Here is a 26,242-nt window from a genome sequence, read left to right as displayed (position 1 = left end):
GCACGGACACCATGGACTACCAGCAATCTTTTGCGGTGAGCGCAGCAGGTATGAGTCTCGAGCGCATGCGTGTGGATATCTCGACGTTGAACCTGGCAAACGCCAATACCGTCATTGGCTCTGGCGGGGCGACTTTCCAGCCGATGCGGTTGGTGCCGTACGCGCATACACCGCTCGCTGCGGCTTCGGTCACCGCCGGTGAAAGCACATTCACGTCGATGATCGAGCGTACGTTGTCGGCGCCTCAGGCACGGGTCGAGCCAAGTCTTGCGCCCGTGCGCCGTGCCTACGAACCGGGACACCCCTATGCAGACGCACAGGGGTTCGTATCGTATCCGGGCGTGGATACCGCGACGGAAATGATGACGATGATGTCTGCAACACGTGCCTACGAGGCCAACGTGGCCGCTATGACAATGGCTCGCACGATGGCCATGAAAGCACTTGAAATCGGAGGTAAGCAATGACGATTGCTGCACAACTCGATGCCGTTGCAGGCGTCGCTTCGCAAGCGGTCAATCCCACCATGCCCAACGTGGCAGAAGCTGCGGCGGCGCCATCCGTGCGGGGCGACGCCACCGCATCGTTTGGTGGCATGGTGAGCGCCGGTCTTGAACAGGTGAACCAGGCGCTGCTGACCAGTCAACAGGATATGCAGAACCTCGCGATCGGGAACGTGCAGAGCCTGCATCAAGTCATGGTGCGGATGGAAGAAAGCAGGATCGCGTTCCAGTTGATGTTACAGGTGCGCAATCGTGTACTTGAGTCCTATCAGGACATCATGCGGACGCAGGTGTGACGGCGCGTCCGTCAAGAGTGAAGGCGGGGATGAGTAGCAGGGGGTGATGTGCTGAAGGATTTCTGGACCGGTCTTTCCGGAACACGCCGGATCGGCTTGATAGCCGGCGCGGTGGCCATTGTTGGAGCAACAGCGCTCGCTGGCGTCTGGCTGTTTCGGGCAAACGAGCAGGTGTTGTTCTCTGGTCTGTCGCCGCAGGATGCATCCGTGATGATGGCCGAGCTCGACAGGATGAAGGTGCCGTATCGTCTCGCGGACGAAGGCGCCACGATCCTGATCGAGGGGGACGTTGTCCACAAGACGCGTCTCAAGCTCATGGGCAAGGAGCTTCCGCTGCATGGCGGCGTTGGATTCGAACTGTTCAACGCCGGTGATTTCGGGATGACGGAGTTCGCTCAGAAGGTCAACTACCAGCGTGCACTGCAAGGTGAATTGACGCGGACCATTCTATCGATTTCGGATGTGAAGTCGGCACGGATTCATATCGCTTTGGCCGAGGACGGTCTGTTCAAACGTGCGGACAACAAGCCAAAGGCATCGGTGACCATCGCCCTGAAGGATGGTCACACGCTGACTCCGGAGCAGACGGCAGGCATTCAGCGGCTGGTGGCGGCATCGGTTCCGGGGCTCGTCAGTCACGATGTCACGATCGTCAATGAGCAGGGCATTGCCTTAACGCGCAGTGCACAGGCGGGGGCAGGTGGCGATGGCTCCGCAAGGCTGGACCTGAAGCGGGATACCGAGAACGCGTTGGCTAAAAAGGCCACCGAGGTGCTCGAGAAAACCTTTGGTGCGGGGCAGGCGATTGCAAGCGTCGATGTCACGCTGAACATGGACGCGGTGCGCATTACCACGGAGGATGTGGTGGGTACGCCCGGTCGAGGCAACCAGGCCCTGACAGGCGTGGTCGTGCGAGAGCGCGAAAGCAGCCATGATGGTGGGTTGCCGCTGGGTGCACGCGACGCAGCAAGTGGCAGCACGCAGCGCGAGGTTGACTACCAGGTCGGCAAACGGGTGGAGCAGGTTGTCGGCCAGCCGGGGTCCGTGAAGCGGATGCAGGTGCTGGCCGTGATCAAGCCCCAACTGTCATCGGAGCAGATCGAACACGCGAAGGCCCTGGTGGCGACGGCGACCGGGATCGTGCCGGAGCGGGGCGACGTGGTGCTGGTGCAAACGATGGGCACCTATGGCGGCAATGTTGTCACGCCAACGGGCCAGATGCCGGCAACGCCGTCGGCGGATGTCGCCCCGTTATCGGTTGCGACCGGGCCGAGACTGAGCAGCCCTCGCGCAATCGTCTCGGGTTACGGGGTGCCGATGCTTCTGATGGCTGCCTTGTGTCTTGTCGTGGGATGGTGGTTCGGCCGTGGGCGGAAGAAAACTGAACCCGAGACGCCCGGCATGAGCGACGCAGAGCGTGCGGCAATGCTGGCACAGATGCAGAGCTGGTTGCGGGCGCCGAGCAAGGCCGACAGTGTGGGCGATGGAGGTCGTGCATGAGCGCGGCGCCAGATTTCGTCCGAACAGAGGGCGAAGATGGACTTCGCCACACCGCGTTGGCGCTGCATGCGATGACCGCTGCAGACCGCGTGTGGATGCTCGGTCAGTTGCCTGAACACGCGTGTGTGCAGCTACTGGCCCTGCTGGATGAGCTTGCCGTGCTTGGTTTGCCGAGAGATCGCGCGCTGCTCGCTGCGACGACGATGGTGACAGCGACATCGGCTACCCATGCGCCGAAGCCTGCGACCGACCCTACGCAGGGCCAACTGATGGCTCAGGTGGCGGCGCTGTCGCCCGACGCGATGGTCGAGGTGTTGCGACAGGAGCCTCCGATATTTGCCGTCACCCTGATGGCAATCTCGGCGTGGCCGTGGCGAGCGGAAGTCATGCAGCGGCTTGGCCCCGCTCGGGCGCGCCGTATTGCGGAGGTCTCGATGACTTTCGGCGCATTGCCCGGCAAAGCACGTGACGTCGCGGTACTGGAAGCCACGCTCGCTGGCGTTGCCATGGCGCATCCGCAGAGCACAGAACACCGGGTGCGACCCACTGCACAGGCGAGGCGCCGTGCCTCCTGGGGTGTGGCAGAGCTGCTCAGATCATTCTCGAGAAAGGCCCAGGCATGAGCCAGCGACCGATCTCTCATGTGCTGCGTTCTGTTGCGCTGGAAGACGCCCCGCGCGCGCTCGTCCGGCAACGGGCGTCTGCGCCCGTTCCGGCTCCGATGGCGGTTGGCGTTGCGGAGGAGGCGGGCGGTGTCCTGACGGCGCAAGCGCGGGAGGCCGCCGAGGCTGTTTCGCGCGGCTTTGCGGAGGGCTACGAGCGCGGCCTCCAGGAGGGATTGGTGGACGCCGCAAAAAAGGTTGAACAGGCAACTCAACAGGCGGTGGATGCGGTCCAGGCTGAGGCGGCAACCGCTCGAGACAGTGAGCGTAAGCGCATCGATGCCGCGCTTGCTGAGCATGCCGCCGTGACGCGGCGTGTGCTCGAGCAGATGCAGCAGAGCTTGACCAGCGCCCTGCGCAACATGGAAGAGCAGGCAATCGGCCTTGCGTTTGAGGCGGTCTGCCGTGTCGTTGGCGACGCGGCGGCGAGCCCCGCAGCGGTGCGCTCCGTTGTTGACAGGGTTTTGAGTGAGCTTGCCGGCAAGCCTGTACTGAGTGTGCGCATGCGCCCAGACGATCTTGCGACGTTGCAAACCGGTGCCGATTTGCAAGCAGTGTGTCAGGGCTTTCCGGGTATCAGCTGGGTTGCTGACGAGACGATTGCCGTGGGTGGATGTGTCGTCGATACGGCAACGGGTACGCTGGATGGTCGACTTGAGGTGCAATTGCGTAACCTGGGAAATGCATGGCGCAAAGCGGCATCCGAGGTACGTGGTGACAGGGGGAACGCGGCCGCCCCAACCCAGGGGGGCGCGTCGTGAGCGGCATGCTGGCAGCAGTGCGTCGAGCCACTGCGCATACCTTGCTGACTGAGCGGACGGGCACGGTGCGTGCGCTTTCCGGCCTGGTGATCGAGTCCGAGGGGCCGGATGCCGTGATTGGCGAGATTTGCGCGATCACGCCCCGGCGTGGCGGGGCGCCCGTGATGGCCGAGATTGTGGGCGTGCGCCCGGGCGCCGTGACGCTCATGCCTTATGCATCAGCGGTTGGCCTGGGGGCCGGCAGCAAGGTTGTGGCGATGGGGCGTACGGCCAGCATTGGCGTGGGTGACGCGCTGCTGGGCCGTGTCATCGATGGTTTCGGAGAGCCACTTGATGGACAGCCGCGGCCCGTCTGCGCAGAACGTAGGCCATTGCATGCCACGCCGCTCAATCCGATGGATCGCCCCCGGATTGATCGTGTGCTGGAAACCGGTGTGCGCAGCATCGATACGCTGCTGACGCTGGGGCAAGGGCAGCGCATGGGTATCTTCGCCGGCAGCGGTGTGGGTAAGAGCACGCTGCTTGGGATGATCGCTCGCCATGTGAAGGCAGACATCAACGTCATTGCACTGATCGGGGAGCGCGGCCGAGAGGTGCGGGAGTTCATCGAGAAGCAGCTTGACCAGGACGGGTTGAAGCGCTCGGTGGTGGTGGTGGCCACATCGGACCAGCCGGCGCTGGCACGCTTACATGCCGCGTATGCCGCTGTGGCCATTGCGGAGTCGTTTCGCGACGCGGGCAAGCAGGTCCTGTTGACCATGGATTCGATCACCCGCTTGGCCATGGCCCGGCGAGAGATCGGACTGTCTGCTGGTGAGCCGCCGACGGCGCGCGGATACACCCCGTCTGTTTTCGCAGAGCTACCGCAACTGTGTGAACGCTGCGGTACCGCAAGCAGCGGCGGCAGTATCACCGCGCTGTTGACGGTGCTCGTGGAAGGCGACGACATGAATGAGCCTATCGCAGACACGCTGCGTGCAACCCTGGATGGCCATATCGTGCTGTCACGCGCGCTGGCGCATCGCGGCCAGTATCCGGCCATCGACGTGTTGCAGAGTGCCAGCCGGCTGATGTCTGAATTGACGGATGCACAAACGCGCGCCTTGGCCACTGCAACAGTCAAGCAGCTCTCGATTCTCGAGCGCAACCGGCAACTGGTGGACATTGGTGCGTATGAACCCGGTGCCAACGCAGAGCTTGATGCAGCGCTGGCACTTGAACCTACCTTGCGTGCGTTCCTATCTCAGGTAGAGGGGGGCGAGGCGCGGGAAGCGTCGCTGCAGGCGCTGAGGGAGCTGCTGTCGCAGGTCGCTCCTTCGCCGCAGAGTGTGCCGCCGGCCTCTCGGCAGCCGGCGCAACCTTCGCGACCGGCTGCGTCGTTTGCGCCTACGGGCATCAAGCCGGCGAGCGTCAGCACCGGGGGCGCACATGGATAGCCGAGGATTTCGCTACGGTCTGGAGCCGGTGCTCAACCGCTCCAACTGGCAATTGGACGCCGCCACGCGCGCACTCACAGAGGCCACCACCGCGCTGACGGTGGAGCGCGATCGTCATGCCCAGCTGGAAGCGGATCACGCGGCCGCAGTTGCCGCGATGGCTTCGGGCGAGGGCGTGTCCGTGGATATCATGCAACGGGCGCACGCCTTGCGTTATCTCGGCAAGGCACACACACAGCTCGAGGAAAGCGCACGACAAGTGCGCGTCCGTAGCGAAGCGAGGGAACAGGCACAGGTTGCACTAGGCCAAGCACACCGCGCTGTGGAACTGCTTGCGCAGCATCGCGAAGATAGCCGCCGAGCGTATGCCGAAACGTGCGCGCGTGACGCGGCGGTTGAGGCCGATGACGATTGGACAGCGCGCCAGGCATGGCAGCGCACCAACGCTCCAACGTCGGGCAATGGAGATGAGGCATGAAGCCGCTGCCGTATGGCTTGCTGCCGGACAAGGCCGATGCCCCGCGGGGGACAGAGGCCACATTGCCCTCCGCTGGTGACGTTGCGGCATGGCAGCGGGAAATGGAGCGTGCCCAGACGCAGGACTGGTTTCAAGGAGCGACCCACTATAGCGGCCGTCCTCTTACGGAGCCAGCTGTGGCACCGCGTTCAATGGCGGTGGAGGCGCCGGGGCGCCAGTCACCGACCGACGGCACGTTGACCGCATCTCGGCAGCTGGCAATGCAGGCGCTTCGCCTGGACCTCGCCGCGAGCACGGATTCCGCTGGCATGCAGGCCCAACGGCAGGAATGGTCCGTGCCAACCGGGTTCGGGGGATACGTTGATCAATCGGTGAAGCCGATGGCATCGTCCACGCGAGATGCGGTGGTGACGGCGGTACGGTCGCCCGCAGAAGGTCGCATTGCGCAAGGCGTGCTCCTCCAGGGTGCAGATTTCGAAGCAGAAGGTGCGGTGCCGATGCGTCTGCATCTGGAGATCAGCGAGGCGGGTGGCCATCTCTGGATCGGTGCTGCGCAGGCCAATCCAGAGCAGATTGCGCAGGCGGTTGCCTATGTGCGCCAGCGCCTGGCCGCGCGCGGCATTGGGTTGGCCGACATCACCTGCAACGGCAAATCATGGAACGGAAACCTGACCCTAGGCGCCGAGCAGGCGCCGCAGGTCAACTATCCCATCGAGGGGGAACGCAATGGCAACGGTCGATAGTGTTGGCAGCACGAGCCTGCAGTCGGGGTCCATCGGGCTGCAGGATTTCCTGAAGATATTGTTGACGCAACTGACGTATCAGGACCCGCTCAAGCCCATGGACAACCAAGAGTTCATGGCGCAGATCGCGCAGTTCACGTCGCTCGAGCAGACACAGCAGATCAATACCAAGCTCGATACGCTGCTCTCAAGCCAATCCTCGCTGCAATCGGTGGGGCTGATCGGCAAGACGGTGGAGGTGAAGACGCAGTCGGGTACGGCGGTCGGCACGGTGTCGTCGCTGTCGTTGGCAAGCGGTTCACCGCAACTGACTATCACGACAACCAGCGGTACCGCGCTGTCGGGTATCAGCCTGTCGCAGATCAACACGATCCGCTAACGACCAGTCGCTAAAGGGGAGTGCACCATGCTCGACTCAATCTATCTTGGCATGACCGGCTTGATGGGATATTCCCAAGGGCTGAAGGTGATTGCCAACAACACGGCCAACATGAACACGCCGGGCTTCAAGAGCTCGACGCTGCAATTTGGCGACCTTGTTTACAGCGACTCCACCAGCGGCGACGCTGGCTCGCCCGGAATGCAGCACGGCAAGGGGTTTGGCCTTGCCACGCATGGCACCGCGCTGAACTTCAATCCTGGCGAACTGCGCCAGACCGGCAATGCCATGGATGTGGCGGTGGATGGGCTGGGCATGTTCACCGTGCAGGATGCTGACGGTAACGTACGCTACACCCGTTCTGGTCAGTTTCAGTTCAACGACGCGGGCTTGCTGGTCACGCGCGTGGGTGGGTTGAAGGTGTTTGGTATCGACGCCGACGGTAATGCCGGGATCGTCTCGCTGGATGGCTCGCGCGCGTCGCCGCCCAAGCCCACGGGCACGGTCAAGTTTTCAGGCAACCTGTCCAGCACGGCGACCGAGCAGACCGTAGGCAGTGTCAACGTCTATGACAGCACTGGTACGCAACATACGCTGTCGGTCAAGTTCACCAACGGCAGCGCGACCAACCCCGGGAGCTGGACCTTATCGATCCTGGACGGCACGACTGCCGTCGGCTCCGGAACGTTGCTGTTCAAGGACGGCAAGCCAGACGCTGCGTCTTCTCAGGTGAAGTTCGACTACACGCCGCCTGGGCAGTCGCCAATGACGGTTGCGCTGGACTTCAGCAAGGACGTGACCTCGTTTGCGTCCGGCAATTTGTCGACATTAGCCGCATCCGGCCAGGACGGTTTTGGTTCTGGCACGTTGTCGAACGTCAGCTTCGATACCGATGGCTTTGTCGTTCTGACTTATTCCAATGGGCAAACCAAGAAGGGAGACCGACTGCTGCTCGGCCGCTTCGATACCGCAGACGCGGTCGAATCGGTAGGCAACAACCTGTTTCGTTCAACGAACGATGCGCACTGGCACACCGGCGCGGCCAACACTGAAGCATTTGGTGGCGTCAAGGCTTCGACGGTGGAGATTTCCAACGTCAACCTCTCACAGGAGTTCAGTGACCTGGTGATCATGCAGCGCGGCTACCAGGCATCGTCGCAGGTCATCTCCACGGCCAACGACATGATCCAGGAACTGTATTCGATGAAGGGCAAGGCATGACGGCGTTGCGCAACGACGCCAACTCGCCTGCGCGCTCGCTGGTCTGGTGGGCACCGGAAGATCTGGGTTCTCTGCGTGAGCGGCTGGATACGAAGCTCGCAAGCTTCGGTCTGGCGTGGGGGCTGGAGCTGTCGCTGGGGGCACTGACCAATGCGTGCGAAGCAGAGCCACGGGTTCTGGAGTTGCCATTCAACGCATGGTCGAATCTGGCCGCCACGACTGACCGCTGTCGCGACATCTGGATGGCAGGCGCTGAATCCCCGCGGGTGATGCTGCGCCGTGCACTCTTCGGCGCCGAGGATGCACTCGGCCGCACGGTAAGCCTGGACACCGCGGGATCCATGTCGGCGCAGGTTGCTGCCAAGGCATGGGGAGCGTTGTGCGAGGCGCTTGGCGGTGAGCACCCAGAGACAGAAGTTGTGACAGAGACCGCTCTCGTGGCCGCGGATTTTCCGTCGAAGCAGCGTCTGCCATGGTCTGGTGCAATTACCGGCGTGCTTACTGTACGAGGCGCCACTGCCGTGGATTTGCCATTGCATCTGGAGCCGACACGCGCGCGCGAATGGATCCCGACGCGTACCAATACGCGCGCGGCGGCGCAGCCTGCACGTGCGCTCACGCCCGTTTTTGACGCACTGGGTCGCCAGCCGCTGCGCATGGCTGCCCGCCTGGCAGAGATCGACCTGGATCTGAAAGCACTGATGACATTACGGGCAGGTGACGTGGTGACAGTCCCCCAACCGTTGCATGAGCCGACCAAGCTGTTTCTGCTTCAGGCCGGTCGGGGCAACACGTGCCTCGCCGTGGGCCATCTAGGTGCGGTCGACAACGCCAAAGGCATTCAACTCCAGGCGGTCATTGACAAGACCGCCGCTTCATCCAAAACCTGATCATCATGTCCAAACAAGAGTTATCCCACGTTGGCGCACCGGCCAGCGGAGAAGGGCCTGTCACCGTCCAGACCTTGGCGTATGAGCCGCTAACGCAGCATGTATCGGGCGGTGGCGCGGTGTTGCAGTCGACCAGCCCGCTGTTGGCCGTGAGGGCTCGGCTCGAAGTCTGCGTCGGCGAGGTCGAGTTGACGGTCGGAGAGCTGCTGGCAGCGAAAGACGGGCACGTGCTGCGCCTGGACCGCGCGGTCGACCAGCCGGTCGACATCCGGCTCGACGGCAAAGTCGTCGCCCGGGGCTTGCTGGTAGCGGTGGGAGAGAGCTTCGCTGTGCGTCTCACAGAACTGCCCATGCCCTTGGTGCCCTGAGATGCCGCAATCAGCAAAACCGGTCTCTGCCGAGGGTTCTGGTATGTCGTCCTCGGTGGCGTTCGCGTCGACTCCTGCGCCGTTGCCGTTCCGGCAGGAAGAGGATCCCGTTTCCACAAGCGCTGGCGCGGCCATTCTGCTGTTGCTCGTGGCAACGGTTGCCGTGCTGTGGGTGGCAAGTCGTCGGCAAACGCAATGGACGTGGCTCGCACGTGCGCTGGGCCGACAGTCAACACCAAGCCCCGCGGGCAAACACATCGCCGTGTCCGCTTCAACGAGCATGACGCCCAATGTGCGACTGCACGTTGTGGAGTGGGACGGCGGCCAGGTTCTTGTCTCGACGAACGCGGCGGGCCAGGTGACTGTGCTACAGACGCGCCCGGCCGGTGGTGCCCCCGAGGCGGAGGGCGCGCAGCGATGACGATGCTGTCAGGGCGCGTGCGCCTGCTTTGGCTGGTGATGCTGTTGGCAATGGCCTTTGCAGGCCCTGCGATGGCGGCCGCATCGGACGCACAGGCAGAACCCGTGGTGACGCTGCTGGGCGACGATGCGCCTGCCAGTGCGGTGACGCCGGCAGGCTCGATTGCGATTGAGCGCACCGAGTCAACGGTTTCGGAAGCGCCGGCTCCCAAGCGTGCGCAGGTGCCGGCGCGGTCGGCCAATCGTGTCAGTGCTGCACCGGTCCAAGGAGGAGCGGTGGCTCGCGCGCCCGAGATCCGCATCTCGCCGGGCGAAACCACGTTTGCGCTGCGGGCCGTGATCGGGCTGACGGTACTGGCCGTGCTGCCAGCAATGCTGATCTGCCTGACGGCATTCCTGCGGATCATCATCGTCCTGTCCATGCTGCGCCACGCAATGGGGATGCCGGAGACGCCCCCGAATACCGCCCTGATCGGGTTGGCGCTGTTTCTGACCCTCTTCACGATGGCGCCGGTGCTGCAAACGGTGAATACCGAATCCGTACAGCCGTTTATGCAAGGGCGTATCAATGTTGAGCAGGCCTACGAGCGAGCCAGTGGGCCGATGCGCGAGTTCATGGTGCGGCAGACGCGCGAGCAGGATTTGGCGCTGATGGTGGAATTGTCGAAGGCCAAGAAGCCCGAAACCATGGAGGACATCAGCAACGTTCAGCTGATCCCAGCGTTCATGCTCTCTGAGTTGCGTGCTGCCTTCCAGATTGGTTTCGTCGTCTTCCTGCCGTTCCTGCTGATCGATCTGATCGTCTCCAGCATTCTCATGGCGCTGGGCATGATGATGATGCCGCCGATGACGATCGCGCTGCCGTTGAAGATCCTCATGTTCATCCTCATCGACGGTTGGAGTGTCTTGTTGAAAGCCCTGGTGGGTTCATTCCACTGAGTCGCGACATGGCACCGATCATCAGCGAAGACGGCATGGAAGACGAGCCACCGCAGCACGCGGCGGTTGCGCAGGGCGACGAGGCAACGCTCTGGCAACAGTTTCGCGAGCATCAGCGTGCGGAAGACCGCGACGCACTGATTCGGCACTATCTGCCGTATGCGCATACCGTTGCTGCAACCTACTATGCGCGCCGCATTCATGACGAGATCGAGTTTGACGAGTACCGCCAGTTCGCTATTGTCGGCCTCGTGGAATCCGTAGATCGCTACGCGGAGGACCGAGGTGCGCAGTTCAAGACGTTTGCTTCGCGGCGAATGCATGGGGCCATCTTGAACGGCCTGGAGCGCATGACGGAGAAGCAGCAGCAGATTGCGCTGCGAATGCGCTTGCGACAGGAGCGGATGAAGGAGATCAAGGACGCTGCGCGAGACAGTGCGGAAGAAGCGCAGGCGAACGAAGGCAGCCGTGCTGCCAAGGCTGCGCCGTTCCGCTACCTTGCCGAGGTCGGGATCGGCATGGCGTTGACGTTTCTCCTGGAGGGCACCGGCCTGATAGAGAGCGATTCACTCGCCAGTGCGCCTGCGCCTCAGTACTATGGGAGCATCGAGTTTCGGCAACTGCAGCAGCGGTTGCGCTATTTCATCGGCACGCTTTCGACGCAGGAACAGACGGTCATTCGCTCACACTACCTGCAAGAGATCAGCTTCGAAGAGATAGCAGGCACGCTTGGCGTGACCAAGGGGCGGGTTGCGCAGATCCACCGTGCCGCGCTGGAGAAGTTGCGCAAGTCCTTGCAGTCCCATCATCCCTCCGATGTTGCGTGGTAACGCAGCATCAGACCAGAACACGAAAACCATGGCAAACGACACGACCGCCGCAGACCGCCTGACACGCCTTGAGCAGTATCTGCGTGAAGACCCCAACAACCTGACGTTGCTTGAAGAGGCATTTGATGCCGCCTTTGCCGCAGGCGAGTGGCAGCGTGCACGGTTTCACTTGAGGCACGCGCAGGCACTGGGTGTCACTGGGTCCATTGTGGAATTCCGCGAGAGCCGAATCGACATGGCGATGCGCCATTGGGCCGATGCCCGGGCGCGACTGGAGGCTCTGCAGATGGCGCCAGACCTTTCCGCCGAGGCCAAGGAGGCGATCGAGCACGATATTGCCTATACGGTGTTTCGTGAAGGCGACTTTGCGGCGGCCCGCGACAGGCTTGCACCACGCATGCTGTCTGAGCAGGCGGCCGCGTCGCCGGCGTTGCAGGTGCTTTGGCTGCGTACGCTTCATCAGGCCGGAGAGCTTAAGCAAGCCATCGAATGGACGCATGCGCAGGCTGTGAATGGGGCGCTGGCGCCGGATGCGATGGGTGTTGCGAGCTTGGCGGCACTGGATCTCGGTGAGATGGATGCTACGCAGGCATGGGCGGGCGCCGCGCTACAGAACAACGGGCAGCAGTTGGAGGCGCTGGTCGCGGCGGGCAGCGTTGCGCTGGCACTTCGTGATGCAGCGCAAGCCAGAGAGCTGCTGCGGCGCGCGCTGAGTGTCCATGCGGAGGACGGCCGCGCCTGGTCGGCGCTGGGGTTTGCGGAATTGCTGGACTTTCAGCTGGAAGCTGCGCTCTTTGCCTTCCATCAGGCTGTCCGGTTCATGCCCGCGCACGTGGGTACCTGGAATGGCCTGGGTTGGACCCACATCGTGCGCCGCGACATGGACGCTGCGGTACAAGCGTTCGGGCAAGCGGTGGCGCTGGATCGCAACTTCGGGGAGAGCCATGGCGGCCTTGCCGTGGCGTATGCATTCCTGGGCCAGCGAGAACTGGCGGAGGGCGAGATCGCGCGTGCGCGCGGCCTCGATGGCAATGGTTTGGCCACGCAATATGCCAGCGCGATATTGGCGGGTGAAGTCAGCGATGTTGAATCGATTCAGCGTCTTGCAACGCAACTGCTCGCGCGTCGGTTTGGCGCTGTTGGCGGTACGACAGCAGGTTGAGCTCTGCCGGCCTTCAAGGTTGCATTGGCACTGAGGTAAAAAACGACGGCCCGTTCATGCGGGCCCGTTTTTGCGTTCTAGATCAGCAGGCGAGTCGCTTCTTTGATGGCCGCCGCAATCTCCGGGTCGGCTTCCATTTGCTTCTGAACGTCGTCAACGAGCTGATAGAAGTGCGCGTCGTTCATGAGCGCCTCGCCAAACTCGGCAAGCAGCACGGATTCCAGAAAGACGCGAAAAGCTTTGCGGCCACGCTCGGCGTCGTCCGGGTCGATGGCCGCAACCCGCCGTGCGATGACGGCGGCCAGATCCACATCCTGCCCAGCGCCACGCGTGGCATCACGTTTGAGCGCTTCCTTGCGCGTGCCAGATGCGCTTGTACGGCGATTGCCCAGCGAGGCAACCTCTGCGCGAATCATTGCGGCGAGGCGACTCGCGCCGTCGATCTGTGTCATGAATACTAGAAAGCAGGGGAAGGGCCGGGCGACGTACCGGCCTTAGTTGAGCGAGCCGTAGTTGGAGAGCAATACGTGCGCGCCCACCGGCGGTTCCTCGGCACTCGGCTGTGCGGCTTCGGTGGGTTGTGGTGCAGGGCGATCACCTGCGCCAGGCAACTCCGCCATGCGTTGCAACACCATCTCGATGTCCGCATTGAGGGGCGGGTTATCGGTGTTGGCTGCCATGCCGGCATGGAACAGCGACGCTGCATCGGCAAAGTTGTCCTGCGCCAGCTGGGCGAACCCCTGCACGAACAGCGAGAGCGCATTCTGCGGCCCCAGCTCCAGCAACGGCTGCCAGCTCAGCATCGCCATGGGCACGTTGCCCGAGGTGAACTGAAGCAGGCCAAGTTGATAGCGCGCGATGTGCAGTTGCGGATCGGCGAGAACCGCTCTGGCATAGGCGGATTCAGCCTCCGCATACTGGCCGATTTGCGCAAGTTCAGCCCCCGCCAGCAAGTGCGGAACGGCCGAGTGCGGCACGAGTTCGCTCACACGGGCGAACAGGGACAGCGCAGTCTCGCTGTCGTTGCGCTGGCTGGCCGCGATGGCATCGCGCAGCAGCGCGTCGGGATCTGAAGTTTGCAATGCTGACAATCCTCCCAGGAAGGGGCGAACGGACACAACTTGCCATGGCAAGTGCGGTAGATGGTATTCGGCTGATCTCCTGGGGCGAACAGCCGCTCAGAGTATATCCACACGTTTTTCATTTTGTTTAGCGCCCGGCCCGGCACATCTTGCTCCGGCTGCGCGATTGATGTGCGCCGCTAAACATTTCGCCGAGTCTCCGGATGTATTGCATCGAAGACCGGTCGATGTTGCTGTGCCTGTTGCCAGCCCGACTGCTCGTGAACTCACCGTCCATACGTAAGAAGAACTCATGGTAGCGATCGTCAGCGGCAACAGCATTGGCCTGAATCTCTCGTCCCTCGCGACCCTCGGGCAACGCGGTGTCATCGGCAACTCCGCCTCGGGACGTAACGGCGAGCAGGTGTACGTCAACATCGCAACGGGCAACCTCATTGTCCAGGACCGCGATGACCGCCTGGTCGGCGTAGGCGGCGCTACCAGCGCGCTTCGCACGTACAACAGCCAGGGCCAGTTCACTGACGACAACGGCGATAACTGGTGGAATGGGCTGGACACCAAGCTGCAGCTCAACGGCACAGCGCTGACTGCCGGCAGCTCGGTAGTTCGCACCGATCGCGACGGCTCGACGTCGACCTATCAATATGACACCGGCCGCGGGCTGTACATCTCGACGGACGGCGCAGGCGCCTACGACACCCTGGCCTACGACTCGGGCACGGGCAAGTACACCTGGAAGGATGGCGACACGCAGCGAACCGAGGTGTACGACGCCACCGGCCGCATTGCCACCAGTACCGACCCGCAGGGCCGGACGCTGACCTACACCTGGGGTAGCCGCGGTGTCACCTCGGTCAGCAATAGCGATGGCGAGTCGATCCAGCTCGACTACGACGCGAGCGGCAACGTCTCGCGCGTGCGCAGCATGGTGCTGGTCAACGGCACGCTCAAGGCGCTCAGCGCGGTCAGCTATACCTACGACGCGAGCAACCGGTTGTCCACCGTCACGGTGGATCTGACGCCGGAGGACGGCTCGATCGCAGACGGAAACGTCTACAAGACGACGTACACCTACGACGGCACCAGCAACCGCATTGCCACGATTGCCCAGACCGATGGCAGCAGCTTGGCGTTCACCTATGTGAACATCGGCGGCCAGTACCGCATCGCATCGGTGACGGATGGGTTGGGGCAGACCACGTCGTATAGCTATGACACGTCGTACAGCAATGGCGTGGTAAAGGGTCTAACCACAATGACCGATCCGCTCGGTCTGGTGACGCGTTACTACTACGATGCCAAGGGGCAACTGGCGTACTTCAATGCGCCGGCCGCATACGGTTTGCGTCAGGAGACCTTGTTTTCGTATAACGCGAACGGTGATCTGACACGTGTGATCGGCGCCGACGGTCGGGCGATCGATATGGAGTACGACGCCAATGGCAACCAGACGTTACAGCGCGATGCCGAAAACAATGTCGTCAAGCGCGTTTTCGACTCTCAGAATCGCTTGCTGAGCGAATCGACCTATTTGTATGCGGATTCCAATGGCGCTGGTTCTGGGCAGCAAAGGCCTCCGCTGACGACACATTACGTTTATGACGCCGCCAACAAGGGGTTGCTTCGCTTCGTGATCTCGCCCGAGGGCCGAGTGACGGAGTATCGCTACGACTCTGCAGGCAATCGCGTGCGCAGCATCACGTATGCGGGTAGTACCTACAACGTTGCGGGACTAACCGAGACGTCCGTCTTGACGGAGTCCCAACTGGCCTCCTGGGGGGGCGCGCAGGACATGCGTCGCGTCACCTTGACGGACATGGCCTACGACTTCCGGGGGCAACTGCAGAGCACGACCGCCTACTCGGCGGTGGATGCCGCCGGCAACGGTGTTTCCAGCGGTGCAGCAACGACGCAGTATGTCTACGATCAACACGGCTGGCTGCTGAAGACCATTACCGGTACAGGTGCAGTCACACAGTACAGCTATGACGGCTTGGGCCGCCTGGTGGCAACCATTGACCCGGCCAACCAACTGACCACGACGCGCTATGACGATGCCGGCAACAAGACATCGGTACTCGCCGCCAACGGGCTTGTAACGACCAGCCTCTACGACAAGGCTGGCCGGCTGGTCAGTGTTTCCCAATCCAATGGATCTGCCCAGTCGCTTGGGCAAACGACCTACGCCTACGATGCTGACGGTCACCTGTTGATGACGCAGGATCCGACGGGCGTTCGCCATTGGTCGCTGTATGACGAAGCAGGTCGCAAGAGTGCCGATATCGATAGCAATGGCACCCTGACGGAGTACGCCTACGACCGTGAGAATCGGTTGCTCCAGACGATCGTCTACGCAACTTCCGTTCCCATTAACCAACTGATCGACACACAGGGACGGCCCACCAATCCAACGCTGGAGAGTATGCGCCCCGCGTTGTCTGCACAGGACAGCAAGGCCTGGCGTATCTATGACAGGGCCGGCCGCTTAATTAAGTCGGTTGATGGTGCTGGGGCCGTAACTGAGACGAAGTACGACGGTGTAGGTCGCGTGATCGCAGTCATTCGCTATGCCATCCCACTCGACACCGCACCGTTGGGTGCGGATCCGCAGGATCCCGGTGTGATGCCAACTGCGTCGGCGGCCGACCGTGTGTTGCGCAACTTCTACGATGCCGACGGCCTGCTGCGTGCCACGCTCGATGGCGAAGGCTATCTGTCGGAGCTGCGCTACAACGCTGCCGGTCAATTGGTGGACCGAGTCACGTATGCAACACCGACTACGGCATCCCTGCGTGCAACAGGCACGTTTGACCAACTCCTGCCGGCGGCGAATGCAGCAGACGCACACACCTTCTACCTGTATGACGCACGTGGGCTGCAGGTTGGTGAGGTCGATGCGGAAGGCTACCTGACCGAGAAGGTTTATGACGGGGCAGGCAACGTCCTCAAGAGCACGCGTTACACCAACAAGGCTGTCGGCACGGTCACGGCTAACTCCACGCTAGCCACGATTCGCCCGGCAACCAACGCGGCAGATCAGATCACCGCACGGACCTACGACGGCTTCAACCGCGTTCTGACCGAAACCAACGCTGAGGGCACCGTTACGTCATACACATACGACGTGATGGGAAACCGTACGTCGACGTCCACCGCTGTGGGCACCACGGACCTGCGCAAGTTCAACGTCCGCTACGACATCCAGGGTCGCGTCATCGCGGAGCTTTCCGCAGAAGGCGCCACCAAGCTGACGACGGGGCAGACCCAGGCCCAGATCGACGCCGTTTGGGCACAGTACGCCACGACGTACACCTACGATGCTGCGGGCCGCCGGACCAGCAGCACGAACGCCAATGGCTTCCGCACCCTCTACTTCTACGATGTCGACAGCCGCTTGACGCATACCGTCAACGCGCTGGGTGAAGTGACGGAGCAGCAGTACAACGTGCAGGGGCAACTGGCGGCATCGGTTCGCTATGCCACGCGCATCTCCTTGACGGGGCTGACGGGGGCCAACGCCGGCGGTATCGTCAATGCTGCGCTGACCAGCGCCATCGACGCCGTCCGCAACGCGGCAAAGGACAGCAAGGTCACCTATACCTACACGGCTGGGGGGCTCGTCTCGAGCACGGTGGACGCCAACGGCAACCAGACGACGTTCGCCTACGACGCTTTTGGCGAAGAGGTCTCGCGCACTTCGACGCAAGTTGATGGCAGCACGGTGGTGCAAGAGACCAGCTACGACCATCGTGGCCAGGCCACGCAATCTGTGCTGGACCCATCCGGCCTGCGCTTGGCTGCGAGCACTGTCTACGATGCATTCGGCCGGGCGATCCGCTCGGTGGATCGCAACGGCAACGTGAGCGAGGTGACCTACGATCGCCTCGGGCGCGTGGTTGCCACGAAGGACCCGCTCGGCGGCACAGCCAAGACGACCTATGATGCGTTCAATCGCACACTGACCAGCACGGACGCGCTGGGCAACGTCGTCACCTACGCCTACTCGGACAAGAACCGTACCGTCACGGTGACGCTGCCCGGCGGTATCGTCACGACCACGCAGCGCAACCGCTATGGGCAGACGCTCAAGATTACGGATGCGCGTGGCAACCAGACCGTCTACAAGTACAACGCCAACGGTGCCCTGATCCAGACGGACACCAACGTTACGCAGACGAAGAACACGTACGATCGGGCCGGGCAGCTCACCCAGTCCCTGAACGCCTCCGGCAACACGACCTACTACACGTACGATGCCGCAGGCCGTGTATTGACCCAGCGGCTGGACCCGCCGGGGGTGAACCAGACCACGGTCTATACCTATGATGCGCTGGGCAACCGTCTGACCGTCAAGGACCCGCGTGGCACGGTCACCAGCTACCAGTATGACCAGAAGGGCCAGGTTCTGACCCAGACGGTGGATAACGGTGGCCTGAACCTGCAGACTACGTACGCCTACGATGCTGCTGGCCGCGTGTTGACCGCGACATCGCCAACAGGTGTGGTGACCGCATACACCTACGACAAGGCAGGGCGGCGTATTCGTGAGCAGACTGACCCGACCGGGCTCAACCTCACCAAGACCTATGCCTATGACGGCAACGGCAATGTGGTGACAAGCACGGATGCCAACGGCCATGTCACGCGTTTCGTCTACGACACCAACAATCGCCTGGTCCTGACGATCGATGCCAACGGCGCAGTCGGCCAGTCGATCTACGATGCCGCCGGTCATGTTGTCCGGAAGACGGCCTATGCCACCCCGATTTCTCTTGCGGGCATGTCCAGCGCACCGACGCTTGCAGATGTGATTGCGCGCGTTACTGCCGCTCCGCTTAGCGACGTGGTGACGTCGAGTGTTTACGACGCCAATGGCTATCTCCGCTATAGCGTCGATGGCACCGGTAGCGTGACGGAACTGCGCTATGACGCCAACGGCAACGTCATTGAGCGCGTCGGCTACGCAAATCGTATCTCGCTCACTTCCTGGGACGGAAAGGTAGCCCCCGCTGTCGTTGCAGACCCCGCGCACGATACCCATGTGCGTACGGTGTACGACGACATCAATCGGCCGATTTTTACGATCGATGCGAAGGGCTTTGTTACGCAGATGGGCCTCGACCCCGTCGGTAACGTGATCGAGAAGATCGTCTACGCGGCCGCTGTACCGGCCGATACAGCGGCCACGGTCGACGCCCTTACAGCGGCGCTGGCGCTTGTCGCGAACGCTGCCAAGGATTCACACGTTCGCACGATTTACGACGCGGCCAACCGCCCGATCTGGACGGTGGACGGACTCGGCGCCGTCACGCAGTTCGTCTATGACCAGGCGAACAACCTGACGAGCACGATCCGCTACGCCACGCCGGTCAGCGCGGGGCAAGACATCTCGACGGTCACGCCCAATCCGGCAGCGGACCTTGTGACAGCGTATGCCTACGATGCCGCCAACCGCCAGATTTTCCAGGTCGACTCCCTGGGCGGTGTGACGGAGCGTGTCTACGATGCTAACGGCAATGTTGCGGCGATCACGCGATACGCAGGCGCGCTAACAGGCACGACACTCGCACAGGCGCTCGCAACGCCGCAGCTTGCATCGATTCGGGCGGCGCTCAAGGCCAGCGCCGACGATCGGACAGACCGATTCGGCTATGACAGCGCGAATCGCCAGGTGCTCGCCATCAATGCGCAAGGCATCGCCACCGAGAACGTCTACGACAGTGTTGGCAACGTGGCGTCTGTGCATGTCTACGCCAAGCCGATCGACACGACAAACCTATCCATCACGGCGGCACTGCCTACGCTGCGTGGGCTTTTGAGTGCAGATGCGGCGAATGACCGGATCGAGCGCCGCGGCTACGACGCCGGCAACCGGCAGATCTACACGGTCGACGCGCTCGGCTATGTGAAACAGACGCAGTACAACGGCGTCGGCCAGGTTGTTCGGACCACGCAGTACGCACTTGCCATTCCCGCGTCTGTGGCTGCCAACGCAGATGCGATCGGCGCAGCCGTGGTGGGCTCCGCCGCGCTGGATCAGTCGAATACCTACACGTACGACGCCTCTGGCAACCTCGTCTCCAGCACCGACCCGCTGGGTGGTACGGAAACGTACACCTACAACGGCCTGGGCAAGAAGCTGACCTATACCAACAAGCTGGGCGCTGTCTGGTCGTACGCCTACGATGCAGTGGGTCGACTGACCCAGGAAACATCGCCGCTGGTGACCTCGGTCACGGTGGCGCCGAGTGGGGCGAACGGCAGCCTGCAGGTGTCGCAGAACATCAGCGTATCGGTCATCACGCGTTATCAGTACGACGGCCTTGGCAACCTGATTGCGCGTACTGAAGCAGCCGGGCGGCCGGAAGAGCGCACCACGCGCTACGAGTACGACGCGCTGGGCCGCCAGATCAGAACGACGTTCCCGCCGGTGGGCGTGTACACCGAGGCGCTGGGCAACGTGGCGGCCAATGGCCAGAACGGTGGCGCTGCTCGTGGCGACACGGTCATGTCGCTCACGTCCGAGACCTACTACGACATCTTCGGCAATGCCGTGGGCGGCAAGGACGTTGCGGGCAACCGCAGCGCGAAGGCGTACGACGCCACCGGCAAGCTGCTCTACGAAGTGGATGCCGAGGGCTATGTCACCGGCTACACGCGCAACGCATTTGGCGAGGTAACGCGCCTGGTGCGTTATGCCACCCGTACCGGTCTGACGAGCACCGCCTTCTCCAACGCGGCCGGCGCACCCACGCGCACGGCAGTGGAAGGTGCCATCAATGCCTCTGGGGTGGACCACAGCCTTGACCGCGCGATTCTGACCACCTACGACAAGCTGGGTCGTGTGGTGCAACTCGTGGAGCCACAGGCATTTACCTACGATTCCAGTGCCGCTGCGGGTGCTCAGTATTTCTCGGCAGGCAAGACCACGCGCACGGCGTACGACGCCTTTGGCAACACCGTGCAGGTCAGCCAGCTGCGCAATGCCGCTACCAACAACTGGACGACCACCACCAACTATTTCGACCTGCGGGGCAATCAGATTGCCACAGTGAACGCGCTGGGCTATCTGACCACCAAGAACTTCGACGCTGCAGGCAACGTCGTGGCGCAGACGGAGTACGCAAACGCCATCGCGGCGGGCGGCTGGTCGCAGGTCAGCTACGGTGCGCCTGCCGGTTCGGCGGATGACCGTACCACCACGTACGCTTTTGACCGTGCCAATCGCAAGACCAGCGAGACGCGTGTCAACGTTGAATACAGCACGGCGTCCAACGGGTCGAGCACGCGCGGCAACCTGACGACCTCGTACACCTACGACGCGGTCGGCAACCAGACCAGCGTGACCGACGCGGCTGGCAGCAAAACGTACACCTACTACGACGTACTGGGCCGCATCCGTGCAGTGGCGGCCCCCACCCGCACCAGCACCGACAACGGCGCCGCGCTCACGCCGCTGACGGAATTCTGGCGCGATGCCTACGGCAACGTTGTGCTGCAGACCGAGTACGCCACCGGAGCCACGTCGGCTTCTGTGGACGGCTACGGAACGTCGAGCCAGGCCGGAAACCGCTACACCTACACGCAGTACGATCTGCACGGCAAGGCAGTCCAGACGACTGATGCCACTGGTGTTAATCACTACAACTCGTACAACGAGCGCGGCCAGCTTGCCAAGAGCTGGATGGATGTCACCGGCAACGATGGCGTTGCGCACACGCAGTTTGAGGTTTACCAGTACGACAAGCTGGGTCAACTGACGCATACGTTCGACCCCGCATCGACGTCTGTGCTGCAGGGGGGGCTGAACGTCAGTTCCAGCAGTTCGTCGCGGGTCGTGCTGGATGAATCCGGCCGTATCGGCATGCGCGGCACCAACCAGGTCAATCTGACGTGGTCGTCGCTGATCAACGCACAGGGCGGTCTGGTGCGTGTGGAGGTGGACTACATCACCGCAGACACCCGCTACTCGCTAGGCACGAACGAGAACGGCCAGTCGCGTGGCACAGGCGGTGTCGCGTCGCACGCGGCAAGCCGTACGGTCGATTTTGGTGCAGGACAGGTGCCTAGCGGCGCCACCATCTCGTGGTCGGATAATGACACCGCTGATGGCGGCCTGAGCAGCCTCACCTACATCCGCGTCTGGCAGTTGGACAACGGCCAATGGGTCAGCAAATGGGAGGGCAGCCCCGCGCAGGCCAACGGCTCGGGCATGGCCGTAGTCACACAGGCACAGGCCGGTATTACCGATACCGCCATGGAATACAACGCCTTTGGCGAAGTGGTGCGCAAGGGTGTCAACGGGGGGCGCCAGGAGTACTTCGACTACGACAGCGCCGGCCACTTGTGGCGCACCAACAATGGCGACGGCGTAGATCGCATCACGCTGTTCGACGCCTATGGCAATGCCACGGCCGACATCCGCAGCGCGGGCATGGGCCGTGACGATATCAATGTCGCGGCGATCAGCAGCCCGGATGCCGCACGTTCGTTGGGCAATGCGCGCCGCACCGATACGCAATACGACGCACTCGGCCGGCAGGTTTCCAAGACAGGCCCCGAACGCCTGCAATCGCAAGGGGGGGTGTCGGCGCATCCGGTGTCGCTGTCGTCTTCGATGCAATCGGCCAGGGCCGCCTCCAATGAGTCGGGCATCGCCACGTGGACTGGTACCAACCAGATCAATCTGTCGTGGTCGGGCCTGCAAGGTCTGGGCAACGGTCAGGTCCGGGTGGATGTCGACTACGTAACCGCGCCGTATCAGTACCACAAGTCGGGCGGCAGGAACGAAAGCGGCACGAACGAAAGCGGAAACACCGTTACGGTGCCGGGCGTGGCCAGGTCGCGGTCGCAGATCGTGAGCGCAGAGCAAGGCGCTTACGGCACCACGTTTGCATGGCAGGACGGCGTTGGCACGGTCGGCGGCGTCAGCCAGATTACGCATGTTCGTGTGTACAAGCAGAACGCACAGGGCGAGTGGGTGCAGGTCATCGACCAGAGCGGCAGCGGTACGGCCGGCAACGCCATTGAGGTGCAGGCGCCTGCAGATCCGATGCAGCAGGTGTATCTGCAGCTCGCACCCGCCGGTACGGCCAACTGGGGCAACGCGTTGCCGCTGGTGCGCTTTGGTGATGTGCTGCGCTATGACGCAGCCAACCTGCAGCCTGGCAACTATCAATACCAAGTCATTACCGTTGGCCGCGACAACGTGACCCGCGTAACGGGCACCGGCAGCGTGAGCATTGCGGCGCCGGCACTCCAGACGATTGGCACGCCGTTGTCCTACGGTGCAGCAGGCGCTGGCGTACTGGCCTGGCAGAGCCCTGGCGACAACGTTGTGCAAACGCTGCGCTATCGCCCGGCAGGCAGCGGTGCCGGCTGGCAGACGCTGACGGCTACGGCGCGTGGCAATGGCCTGTACGGCGTCGATACGTCGGCGGTGGGTGCCGGTACGTATGAATTCGAGCTGCTGTGGACGCAGAGCGGCAGTGCGGCACCTTACGCACACGCGACGGGCCAGTTCGTTAAGGTTGCTGAGGTGCCCGGCTACTGGGTGCCGCAAGTCAACTATCCGCCGATTGCCGTTGGCTTGGCCGACGGTGTGGTCGGTACTCAGGTAATTACCGACACTTATGGCCGCCCGACCTACAAGACTGACGAGGCCGGCAACGTCATTGGCGGAACCCCTGCCAAGGTGTTGAAGTGGCCGGCGAAGGCGGGCAACGTTCAGTTCCTGTATCGACCGCAGGGTGGCGGTGCCTGGGCGTCTCTGCCCGTGATGTATCACGGCGCCGACGAGTCGGGTAACCCGGCATACCAGTTCGTCAATGTGACGGGCATGGCGGCTGGCACCTACGAATACCAAGTTGTTGCGACAGACAGCAGCGGCAACCGCACGGCCCAGGGGCTGGGTACCCTGACGTTCTATCCGCAGGGCCCCGGACACTATGAAATGCGCAACGTGCAGGTGCAGGTGCCGGTAACGGTGACCCCGCCTGACCCTTCGCTGTACATCCGCGGCTATACGCAGGCCAAGTACACGTATCCGGTGGTGGTCGCCACCGACGAGTCTGGCAAGCAGACGCTGGGCGCGCACTATGCGTGGCAAGGCAATGTTGTCGTAGCGGTGCCGTATCAGCAAACGCAGATTGTCGGCTGGACCACGGAGTACTACACGGTGCAGGTCCCCACGCAGGGGCCGCCTGTCATGATCACCAACGAGGCGGGGCAACGGGTTCCGAAGCGCGACGAGTCGGGCAACATCATCTACACGACCGTGTGGGTGAACGAGCAGCGCTCGCGCAGCGTGCCGGTGTACGGTCAGGTCACGATCTATCCGGCTGACCCGAATGCCTATATGACGGCTGCACCGCGGCCGCTCTATAACGCTCCGGTGGTGATCGGTACCAATGAGTCGGGCCACCAGACGCTGGGCGCGCACTACGCCTGGAATGGAAACGTCGCCGTTGCCGTGCCGTACACCGTGTACCAATGGCAGACGCAGCAACAGCAGGTCTGGGTGGCAGGCACCACGCCGCCGCCGACTAGCCAATCCACAACACCGCCCTATACGCCGGCGTACTTCGTTAGCGCGATTCCCGCGCAGTACAGTGCCAGCGTGTCGACCACCTCCAGCACGTCGGTCAGCCTGAGCGCGAGCCAGGCAGGTGCAGTGCTTGGCCAGGTTGCCGTCACGAACGGCGACGCCTATTGGGCACGCCCGGTGGTCAACCAGAAGGTAGACCGCTGGGGCAACGTGACCGAGATCAGCGATCCGCGTTCGCCGTACTGGAAGACGACGTATCGCTACAACGCCAACAACCAGGTCATCGAAGAGCGCAAGCCAGACGGTGCAGGTAATCAGACCGGCGCGAGCCCCGTTACGCGTTCTACATACGACGCGCTGGGCCGCCAGGTGGCGGTGGTGGATGCCAACGGCAACGTCAACGGCAAGGTCTACGATGCCGGCGGCAACGTCACGGCCGAGCTGCATGCGGATGGCGGCGTGGTGAACTACCGCTACAACGCCTTCGGCAACAAGACCGCCACCATCGATGCGATGGGCTTGGTGACCAAGTACAACTACGACGCGGCCAACCGACTGCTGTCTGCCACGCATTCGCAGGTGGAAGTGACTTCCATCAACGGTGCCTACCAGCTGCAGAGCCAAGGCTGGCAAAACGTGTCGGAGCGCTACGCCTACGATCAGGCTGGCCGTCTCCTGCGCCAGACCAACGGCGCGGGTGAAACGACGAGCTACACCTACGACCTGCGCGGCAACGTTCTTTCGGTCACGCAGCCGCTGGGCCAGACGACACGTTCTGCATATGACGCGCTCAACCGCAAGATTGCCGAGGTGGACCCGACGGCAATGGCGGCGACCTGGACGTACAACTACTTTGGCAAGGTCACGCGCCACACCGATATTGGCGGGGCGGTCTACAGCTATGCCTACGACAACGCCCGTCAGCTCATCGGGCAAAGCAACACGCGCGGCCAGTCGCTCAACTACAGCTATGACGCCGCAGGCCAGTTGACCACGATTCAGGACAACGCGCTCAACCAGACCACCACGTATGCCTACGACTTGGCAGGCAACCACGTTCGCGAAAAGACCGTGCAGGGCGGCGTGGTGTATCAGGACAACTTCCTGAGCTACGACGCACTGAACCGCTTGCGCGATGTGGCCGATGGTCAGGTGCACATCTCGTTCCAGTACGACAACGTGGGCAACCGCACGTACATCGAGCAACACGCGGTGGACGGCAACAATCGCTCTGATGTTGGCCGGTACTTCAAGTACGACGCGATGAACCGCCAGATCGTGGTGGACGGTGTGGACGCGGCGGGCAACATTGGTCAGCAAGGCCACGCCATCACCTACGACAAGAACGGCAACCGCCTCACCGACACGCATTGGGGCAACAGGGTCACGACCGCCGGCGGCCAAAGCATCATCACGGGCTATACGGAGGCGGGCGAGGCCATCTACAGCACGACGCCGACGACGTTCGTACGCTCAGACGGCTACACCACCGAGACGTATGCGTATGACAACCTGAACCGCCTGAGCAGCGTGGTGCGCGATGGCGTACAGATCGACCACCGCTCGTACGACGGCGCGGGCCGTGTCACGCGCACCGGCTCGGGCAACCTGCCCACCGGCTACGCCGCCAAGCTCAACGAAGGCGTGCCGCAAGACCAGACCAACGGCCTGGAAGTGCGCTCCAACCAGTACGACGCCAACGGCCGCCTGCTGCACCAGCGCACGCTCAAGAGCGACGGCGCGCTCAAGGCAGACATCCACTACAACAGCTACGACGCGGCCGGCAACGTGCTGCAGTACGCGGTCACGGACTACGACGGCGGTTACACCAACACGTACACCTACGGTCTGCAGCGCTTCGAAGGCTACAAGCAAAGCACGGTCTCGGGCACCAGCACCAAGATGGACCCGGGCACGACCACCAGCAGCTACGACGTCAACGGCAACCTGGTCGGTATCACCGATTCGACCAAGTGGCAGAACAACCGCACGTTCGTCAATGACGTATCGGGCCACGTGCTGATGG

General features: G+C 62.7%; 19 protein-coding genes. 17 read left to right on the top strand and 2 right to left on the bottom strand.

Annotated elements, in window-relative coordinates:
• Positions 1–11: 11 nt before the first annotated feature.
• From flgC to R2N11_RS25385, 16 genes are read left to right on the top strand one after another with little or no spacing between them, the layout of a single operon-like run.
• Positions 12–467: a flagellar basal body rod protein FlgC gene (gene flgC, locus R2N11_RS25460; protein ID WP_316682856.1), complete on the top strand. Its 456-nt coding sequence runs from the start codon at positions 12–14 to the stop codon at positions 465–467.
• Positions 464–799, top strand: a complete 336-nt coding sequence (fliE, locus tag R2N11_RS25455) for a flagellar hook-basal body complex protein FliE (protein WP_316682855.1) — start codon at positions 464–466, stop codon at positions 797–799. The genes flgC and fliE overlap by 4 nt, the downstream gene beginning before the upstream one ends.
• A 48-nt stretch (positions 800–847) precedes the next feature.
• Entirely contained in the window at positions 848–2,299 is a 1,452-nt protein-coding gene (gene fliF, locus R2N11_RS25450; RefSeq protein ID WP_316682854.1) for a flagellar basal-body MS-ring/collar protein FliF, read from the top strand.
• Entirely contained in the window at positions 2,296–2,922 is a 627-nt protein-coding gene (locus R2N11_RS25445; protein WP_316682853.1) for a hypothetical protein, read from the top strand. The genes fliF and R2N11_RS25445 overlap by 4 nt, the downstream gene beginning before the upstream one ends.
• Positions 2,919–3,722: a FliH/SctL family protein gene (locus tag R2N11_RS25440; protein ID WP_316682852.1), complete on the top strand. Its 804-nt coding sequence runs from the start codon at positions 2,919–2,921 to the stop codon at positions 3,720–3,722. Before R2N11_RS25445 ends, R2N11_RS25440 begins: the two co-directional genes overlap by 4 nt.
• Before the next feature lie 5 nt (positions 3,723–3,727).
• On the top strand, positions 3,728–5,158 hold the full coding sequence (locus R2N11_RS25435; protein ID WP_316682851.1) for a FliI/YscN family ATPase: 1,431 nt from the start codon (positions 3,728–3,730) through the stop codon (positions 5,156–5,158).
• Complete coding sequence (locus tag R2N11_RS25430; RefSeq protein ID WP_316682850.1) at positions 5,151–5,636, top strand: hypothetical protein; 486 nt, start codon at positions 5,151–5,153, stop codon at positions 5,634–5,636. Before R2N11_RS25435 ends, R2N11_RS25430 begins: the two co-directional genes overlap by 8 nt.
• Positions 5,633–6,379, top strand: a complete 747-nt coding sequence (locus R2N11_RS25425; protein WP_316682849.1) for a hypothetical protein — start codon at positions 5,633–5,635, stop codon at positions 6,377–6,379. The genes R2N11_RS25430 and R2N11_RS25425 overlap by 4 nt, the downstream gene beginning before the upstream one ends.
• Positions 6,363–6,758: a flagellar hook capping FlgD N-terminal domain-containing protein gene (locus R2N11_RS25420; protein ID WP_316682848.1), complete on the top strand. Its 396-nt coding sequence runs from the start codon at positions 6,363–6,365 to the stop codon at positions 6,756–6,758. The genes R2N11_RS25425 and R2N11_RS25420 overlap by 17 nt, the downstream gene beginning before the upstream one ends.
• Before the next feature lie 27 nt (positions 6,759–6,785).
• Positions 6,786–7,979 carry a flagellar hook protein FlgE gene (locus R2N11_RS25415; RefSeq protein ID WP_316682847.1) on the top strand — a complete coding sequence of 398 codons (1,194 nt, stop codon included), beginning with the start codon at positions 6,786–6,788 and terminating at the stop codon, positions 7,977–7,979.
• Positions 7,976–8,869 (top strand): FliM/FliN family flagellar motor switch protein, encoded by an 894-nt coding sequence (locus R2N11_RS25410; RefSeq protein ID WP_316682846.1) that lies wholly within the window; start codon positions 7,976–7,978, stop codon positions 8,867–8,869. Before R2N11_RS25415 ends, R2N11_RS25410 begins: the two co-directional genes overlap by 4 nt.
• A gap of 5 nt (positions 8,870–8,874) precedes the next feature.
• A complete protein-coding gene (locus R2N11_RS25405) occupies positions 8,875–9,237 on the top strand; it encodes a FliM/FliN family flagellar motor switch protein (protein WP_316682845.1) in 363 nt (120 codons plus the stop codon).
• 43 nt (positions 9,238–9,280) lie between these two features.
• A complete protein-coding gene (locus R2N11_RS25400) occupies positions 9,281–9,658 on the top strand; it encodes a flagellar biosynthetic protein FliO (RefSeq protein ID WP_316682844.1) in 378 nt (125 codons plus the stop codon).
• The gene (gene fliP, locus R2N11_RS25395) at positions 9,655–10,596 is read left to right on the top strand and encodes a flagellar type III secretion system pore protein FliP (RefSeq protein WP_316682843.1); all 942 of its coding nucleotides are present in this window, start codon (positions 9,655–9,657) and stop codon (positions 10,594–10,596) included. Before R2N11_RS25400 ends, fliP begins: the two co-directional genes overlap by 4 nt.
• An 8-nt stretch (positions 10,597–10,604) precedes the next feature.
• Positions 10,605–11,426, top strand: a complete 822-nt coding sequence (locus R2N11_RS25390; RefSeq protein ID WP_316682842.1) for a sigma-70 family RNA polymerase sigma factor — start codon at positions 10,605–10,607, stop codon at positions 11,424–11,426.
• A 28-nt stretch (positions 11,427–11,454) separates the two neighbouring features.
• Entirely contained in the window at positions 11,455–12,588 is a 1,134-nt protein-coding gene (locus R2N11_RS25385; RefSeq protein WP_316682841.1) for a tetratricopeptide repeat protein, read from the top strand.
• 77 nt (positions 12,589–12,665) lie between these two features.
• On the opposite strand, the gene R2N11_RS25380 is transcribed toward R2N11_RS25385, so the two are convergent.
• Complete coding sequence (locus R2N11_RS25380; protein ID WP_316682840.1) at positions 12,666–13,040, bottom strand: hypothetical protein; 375 nt, start codon at positions 13,038–13,040, stop codon at positions 12,666–12,668.
• A 42-nt stretch (positions 13,041–13,082) separates the two neighbouring features.
• Positions 13,083–13,670 (bottom strand): tetratricopeptide repeat protein, encoded by a 588-nt coding sequence (locus tag R2N11_RS25375; protein ID WP_316682839.1) that lies wholly within the window; start codon positions 13,668–13,670, stop codon positions 13,083–13,085.
• Between the two features lie 292 nt (positions 13,671–13,962).
• Between R2N11_RS25375 and R2N11_RS25370 the strand changes: the two genes are divergently transcribed.
• Positions 13,963–26,242, top strand: a 12,280-nt coding sequence (locus R2N11_RS25370) for a hypothetical protein (RefSeq protein WP_316682838.1), incomplete at its 3' end; no start/stop codon positions are given.

Source organism: Ralstonia flaminis, assembly GCF_958415495.1.
GTDB lineage: Bacteria > Pseudomonadota > Gammaproteobacteria > Burkholderiales > Burkholderiaceae > Ralstonia > Ralstonia flaminis.
This window is presented reverse-complemented; position numbering and strand designations above follow the sequence as displayed.